This is a genomic window from Deltaproteobacteria bacterium (assembly GCA_022340465.1).
GTDB lineage: Bacteria > Desulfobacterota > Desulfobacteria > Desulfobacterales > B30-G6 > JAJDNW01.
The window spans coordinates 1-4,321 of record JAJDNW010000099.1 but is presented as its reverse complement, the minus strand read 5'-3'; the positions used below and the strand labels follow the sequence as shown (position 1 = coordinate 4,321).

General features: G+C 53.0%; 5 protein-coding genes. 3 read left to right on the top strand and 2 right to left on the bottom strand.

Going from position 1 to position 4,321, the window contains the following annotated elements:
* Positions 1-143 precede the first annotated feature (143 nt).
* Positions 144-737 carry a tail fiber protein gene (locus LJE94_14605; protein MCG6911338.1) on the bottom strand — a complete coding sequence of 198 codons (594 nt, stop codon included), beginning with the start codon at positions 735-737 and terminating at the stop codon, positions 144-146.
* Between the two features lie 449 nt (positions 738-1,186).
* Between LJE94_14605 and LJE94_14600 the strand changes: the two genes are divergently transcribed.
* Complete coding sequence (locus LJE94_14600) at positions 1,187-1,561, top strand: cupin domain-containing protein (GenBank protein ID MCG6911337.1); 375 nt, start codon at positions 1,187-1,189, stop codon at positions 1,559-1,561.
* Between the two features lie 395 nt (positions 1,562-1,956).
* On the opposite strand, the gene LJE94_14595 is transcribed toward LJE94_14600, so the two are convergent.
* Positions 1,957-2,817: a sterol desaturase family protein gene (locus tag LJE94_14595; GenBank protein ID MCG6911336.1), complete on the bottom strand. Its 861-nt coding sequence runs from the start codon at positions 2,815-2,817 to the stop codon at positions 1,957-1,959.
* A gap of 121 nt (positions 2,818-2,938) precedes the next feature.
* Between LJE94_14595 and LJE94_14590 the strand changes: the two genes are divergently transcribed.
* Positions 2,939-3,598, top strand: coding sequence for a metalloregulator ArsR/SmtB family transcription factor (locus tag LJE94_14590; protein ID MCG6911335.1), 660 nt, complete (start codon positions 2,939-2,941; stop codon positions 3,596-3,598).
* Positions 3,599-3,655: 57 nt separating this feature from the next.
* The coding region (locus LJE94_14585; GenBank protein MCG6911334.1) for an AAA family ATPase at positions 3,656-4,321 on the top strand (666 nt) is incomplete at its 3' end.

The window sequence follows — 4,321 nt, the reverse complement described above, 5'->3', positions numbered from 1 at the left end:
AAAGGACTCCCCAAAATCCATAGTCCCTTGGTGCTTTGGACATAAAAAAGGCCCGCATGTGATGCAAGCCTGTGAATTCAATGAAGGAAAATGTGGTGGGCCGTCAGGGACTTGAAGCTTGGAGTGCAGGGTTAACTACATGTTCAGTTTCTCGAAGGGAATATGCCCTGTAGAGCCACACATGCGCGTAGTGTTGCATAAGGTGCACGGTTCTCATGAGCTGTTCCATTTCCAGTCATGCCAACGGTTGATGCGTCGAATGCAGTGTCTGCGTTGACTGGAGTGTCATAGATTTTCGCCTTGCCACTGCCCGGTATACTGCCCGCGGCATTTTTGTATGCTGCGTCTGAACTGGCATTAATTGAGTGGTTATGTGCCGGAAGTTCGTTGACGGTCAATGTTACTCCCTCCTGACCGCCTTCGGCGCCAAGTGGGTAGTTTGACAGCCCGGGTCCTTGGCCTGTGTGAATTGATACTCTGCCGCGCAGGTCGGGTAGTGCGAATGTTGTACGACCATCACCACCGTAAGTGGTGCCATAGAGTGAGAATAAGGCGGTATTCTGAGCGATCGGTAGCAGTTGTCCATCTGCATTCGCCCATCCACGTGGGCAGAAATTATATCCGACCCACATGATTTCACCGACGAAGGGTTCAAGTCCCGCATTTGCTTCCTGAGCGATACCACTGGATAGCAAAACAGCAAGTGGTATTGATGCTGTAAGTATTTTGTATTTCATCTCATCTTCTCCTTAGGTGATTAACGTAACGCCATGTTTGTCGTTTGGAATTGGGAATTTCGATTGGGCGAATACAGTCTTGATCACCAAGAAATCCTTGACCGATCAGGGTCTATCCATTTGTTAGTTATGACCTTCAAAGCATAGACAAGCACTATAGAAAAGCAAAAAACTGTCCATCTAATGCAACATGGTCCTGGATGACCATGCAACTGAAACACACCAAAGGACTCCCCAAAATCCATGGTCCCTTGGTGCCCCCAAAAGAAAACGGCCCATGGTTTCCCATAAGCCGTTGTTTTCAATTGAGATGTGTGTGGTGGGCCGTCAGATCAATCGAATCTGACCCCAACGATCCAGCTAACAATAATAAGTGAGCAAATGAATGGGCGTCATCTACACTTAAAACTCCAACTTGCTCAAAAGCAATCGCTTTACGAGGAAAGAACATGACAAGTCCCATGTCAGTATCGAATTTTCAAAACCAATCTCATAGTTCAGCCGATGAAGTCCGCAATCCTGAAAAGACTCTCGTCGAGATCGTTCGACTTGAAGATTTTACCTTTGGCCGTTTCAAATTCGAGCCTGGCTGGAGCTGGTCAAATTGTATAAAACCAGTGGTAGGGACCGAGTCTTGCCAGGCTTCTCACGCAGGATACTGTGTTTCCGGGAGTATGACAGTCAGGATGGATGACGGAACCCAGAAAACCATTGTGGCTGGAGAATCGTACACAATTCCACCTGGCCACAATGCCTGGGTTGATGGAGACGAGGATTTTGTAGGCATCGAGGTAATGAGCGCGGAGCATTATGCAAAGCCATAATTTCTCTGCCATCCATAATTCAGCTGTACAGTCGAGGAATCATTAGTCCGTAAGCTTCCCCGTCATGTGCTCAGTCCGAAACTGGAGTTTCCAGGCAATCGCCGTGCACGAACAGCAGCCAGAGAAAGCTTCCAAAGGACTCCCCGAAATTCATGGTCCCTTGATGCCTTGGACATAAAAAAGGCCCGCATGTGATGCAAGCCTGTGAATTCTATGAAGGAAAATGTGGTGGGCCGTCAGGGAGTTCCACCTGATGCAGTTTCTGGATGATTTCTTCTGGTTTATGTCTTTTGATACCCATTTTCGGTCCTCCGTTTTACTCATCATAAAGGTGGACCGACTTATTGGGGGGGGGATCAACGTGCTGCTTTGCATAGCCCATTCATGTGAGAGTCCTAGTCATCAGTGCCTTCCCAATTGCGTCGGTTAATAGCGTAGCCTTTCACCTTGCCAATGAATGGAATGAGCAGCATCCCCGGCATCCAGGCGCACAGCTTTGCATCGCGCATGGTGCGGATACCGATGGTCATGCTCTCGTGATCGCCGCGAGGCTGGTCCCTGTAAGTGCCGAAGAGTCGATCCCAGATCGACAGGGCAAAACCAAAGTTGCTGTTGGTCTCGTCATCTTCGACGGAATGGTGCACGCGGTGCATGTCCGGGGTGACCAGGACCATCCGAAGGACCCGGTCCAATGCCAGCGGCAGTCGGACATTACCATGGTTGAACATGGCGGTCGCGTTGAGAACCACTTCGAAGATCACGACTGCCACTGCAGACGGACCTAGCAGGAGGATGGTTGCGAACTTGATACCCATCGAGAGGAAGATCTCAATCGGATGGAAGCGTGAGCCCGTGGTGACGTCGAAGTCGAGATCGGCGTGGTGCATACGATGCAGGCGCCACAGCAGTGGAATGGCATGAACCATGACGTGCTGAAGCCAGATCACGAAATCCATGATGACCACAGAAGCGAGGATGGCAAACCAGCCCGGTACCTCGTAAACATTGAACAGGCCCCAGCCGCGTTCCTGGGCCAGCAGTGCCATGCCAACGGCTGCGGCGGGGAAAGCCAGGCGTAACAGAAAGCTGTTCAGAAACACGATGCCGATGTTATTGCCCCAGCGCACCCACTTTGAGGTGGTAAGCTGGCGTCGAGGGGAGAGGACTTCCCACAAGGCCATGACGGCAAAAACTGTGAAGAAGGCCGACATGCGGATAATCGGCTCGTATTGCGTGATGAAGCTATCTGCGTTCATATCCCGGATGAATTTTCGATGAGCTGGACTCTGGATGAGTCCCGGTTTTTCGATATTGGCGATGAGAATAAAACAAGATACAGTATTCCATGGATTAATAGAATAGTGTCGGGGATGGCGCATGTCAGGCAGTTTCAAGAAAGAGCTTTTTGTCCTGTTCGCCCGCGTGGCCAAGGCGCTGGCCAACGGCCACCGGCTGGAGTTGCTGGAGTTTCTCGCCCAGGGCGAGCGTAACGTGGAGGATCTGGCGCGCGTGTCGGGACTGACCGTGCGCAATACATCCCAGCACTTGCAACAACTGCGCCAGGTGGGGCTGGTCACTTCACGCAAGGAAGGTCTGCACGTCTATTACTCGCTGACGGGTGATGACGTGATCCTGCTCATGCAATGCGTGCGTGGCGTCGCCGAACGGCACTTGGCGGATATCAAGGTACTGGTGGATACCTATCTCACAGTTAAGGATGCGCTCGATCCGATGCCGGTAGACGAATTGCTGAAACGTGCGCGCAAAGGTGAGATTACCGTGCTGGATGTGCGTCCTGCAGAGGAGTACGTTGCCGGCCATCTGCCCGGGGCCGTAAACATTCCCCTGGCTGAACTGGAGAAACACCTCGAGACGCTGCGCAACAGCGGCGAGGTGGTGGCTTATTGCCGTGGGCCGCATTGTGTGCTTGCCTTCGAAGCCGTTGAACGCCTACGCAGCAAGGGTATCAAGGCCCGCCGTCTCCAGGACGGCTTTCCAGAATGGAAGGCCGCCGGCTTGCCAGTCGAAGCCAACTGAATTCCAGTCATATGTACCCGGCACCATCATTAAAGGTGTCCCTGAACCGGAGTCCTCATGGATAGCCAATACGCATTTCACGAACTGCGAGAGCGCCTGCAAGATGTGATCATCGGGCAGCAGAAACTGGTCGACAGGCTGATGATCAGTCTGCTCACTGGGGGCCATTTCCTTCTCGAGGGCCCGCCCGGACTCGCCAAGACCAAAGCTGTCACCTCACTTGCGGCAGCCGTACATGCCAGTTTTCAGCGTATCCAGTTTACGCCGGATCTCATGCCCGGGGACCTGACTGGTAGCGATGTCTTCGATCCGGAGTCGCACACCTTTCGCTTCATCCAGGGACCGGTGTTTCATGAAATTATCCTTGCCGACGAGATCAACCGTGCACCACCGAAGGTGCAGTCGGCGCTGCTTGAAGCGATGGCCGAGCACCAGGTGACCATCGGCGGTGTGACGCGCCGACTCCCGGATCTATTCGTTGTCATGGCGACCCAGAATCCGCTCGAGCAGTCGGGTACCTACCCGTTACCGGAAGCGCAACTGGACCGTTTTCTGATGCATATCGTGTTGAGTTACCCGACAGAAGATGACGAGCTGAAGATCCTGCAGCTTGACCGCAAGTTGCACTACGGCGAGGACGCGGAGATGCTGGAGACACGCCTCCAGCCAGAAACGGTTCTGCTGGCGCGTCGCGAGGTCGCGGAGATCCATGTCGAGGAGATG